2 protein-coding genes are annotated in these 1,614 nt (G+C 68.2%); both read right to left on the reverse strand.

The genetic code is table 11. From position 1 onward, the window contains the following. Positions 1–99 precede the first annotated feature (99 nt). Positions 100–744, reverse strand: a complete 645-nt coding sequence (locus ACFTZB_RS45510) for an RES family NAD+ phosphorylase (protein ID WP_378442562.1) — start codon at positions 742–744, stop codon at positions 100–102. Beyond that, positions 745–1,371 (reverse strand): hypothetical protein, encoded by a 627-nt coding sequence (locus ACFTZB_RS45515; RefSeq protein ID WP_378442564.1) that lies wholly within the window; start codon positions 1,369–1,371, stop codon positions 745–747. Positions 1,372–1,614: the final 243 nt, after the last annotated feature.

The following is a 1,614-nucleotide window of genomic DNA, read 5'->3' on the forward strand; positions in this document are numbered from 1 at the left end:
GCACCGCTTCGTCGACACAGAATCGTGCTGCAGTCGATGCGGTGCCGTCACGGGACATGCGGCCACGGGTCCCAGCGATTCACCGCGTGTGTGTCGCAATCAGGTGACGGTATAGCCGAGCTGATAGGCCGCGCTGTCGATCGGCCCGGACAACCCGGGATGCGACAACGGCAGCGACAACGCCGGCAGCGCCGGGAACGAGTCAGCGGCGCGGTCGGTGATCGCGATGCAAACACTGCCCGCGAACCGGCCGCGGTAGATGATCCCGTCGAGGTCGTCGTGGGCGCGGTGAATTGTGCGGGCCCAGTGCTGGGTTCGTCCGTGCGTCGCGGAGTCGAGGGCGTGGTTGCCGCCGACCCGGGTCGCCCACGCCCCCTCGCCGATGCCGGATACGTCGAGCAATCTCAGCGGCCGGATGAATCGCAGCCCGGTCAGATGCGGGTCGCCGCGGTGCCGGTCGATCAGCCGGGCGCTCTGGAACGCCTCGGCCAACCCGCCGCGGGGACTGGAGGCGCCGTACCAGATGCCGTAGCCGGGATGTTCGGCGCGCGGGGTGGGGTGGTGGTCGAACCGCAGGATCGGCCCGAATGTGCGCATTCCGTTCCAGGGCAGCACCCGGGTGCCGGTGGTGCGATGCACCCGCCACATCATTTCGGTCGGTTGCCAGTTGATCACTTCCTCGCCGCGCACGGCTGCGTCACGGAGCTCGGTGATGGTCGGGGGCGCGGGCAGCATCGACCCCATCTATGCCGATTCCCATTCGGCGGCGGTGATCACGCCTCGGGCCTGTTCGATGTCGTCGGCGGCTCCGGCGCTGCCGGTCAGCCATGCCACGATCGACACCGGCCGGCCCTCGACGGTCAGGGACGGCTGCGGGCGGGTGAGCAATGCCTGCACGGTCAGCGGGTGCAGATCCTTCGCCAACAGCGGCACCACCTGGTCGAGATGCGGCACCGCGCCGGTGTCGGTGAACTGGGCGGGCGGCAGCAACCGGTTGCGGCCCGACTGAAATGCCCACAGGGTGCCCTCGCCGAGGCGTTGCCGGATTCGGGCCGCGGTCACCCCGAGACGGTCCGCGGCCTCGGCGATCGACAGGGAGCTGCGGACCAGTTCCTGCATGCGAATGTCGCGATCCACCCGAGCGGCGGTCGCCGCGGCCGGGTCGTCGACGAACCCGGCCTGGTCGAGCAGGGTTGCATCGTGGTCGGATAGCGGCGGTGCTGCCGGGTTCTGGTCGGACAGACTGTGCAGGATCTGGGCGAAGAACGTCCGGTCGACGTCGGTGCCGGTGACCTCCCGCAGCGCATCCTCGAAGCCGAGATCGCCTCGCAGGTAGCGGGCTTCGGTGCTGGCGTCGGTGGGCTCGTTCATCACACTCAACCCCTCACTTTCATCGATTATCGGATACAAATTGATGATAGAGCGAACGAGGCGGAGTCACTACCGCGCCCCGTGGCTGGGTGCGGTGTCAATCCAGTGCGGCCAGGTCTCGGACGATTTCGCAGGCCCCGATCTGATCGACGACCACGCCGTCATCGAGGCGGCAATCGATCGCTTCAAGGGAGTGACCAGCGTGGTGTTGGCTTCGGCCCTTCGGCGGAATCGCGTCAGCCG

Origin of the sequence: Rhodococcus sp. NPDC057014 (assembly GCF_042673295.1) — a bacterium.
Taxonomy (GTDB): Bacteria; Actinomycetota; Actinomycetes; order Mycobacteriales; family Mycobacteriaceae; genus Rhodococcus_F.

Bases quoted from the DNA above. Each gene is read 5' to 3' on its own strand.
- ACFTZB_RS45515 (WP_378442564.1), bottom strand. From the start codon at position 1,371: ATGAACGAGCCCACCGACGCCAGCACCGAAGCCCGCTACCTGCGAGGC.
- ACFTZB_RS45510 (WP_378442562.1), bottom strand. From the start codon at position 744: ATGGGGTCGATGCTGCCCGCGCCCCCGACCATCACCGAGCTCCGTGAC.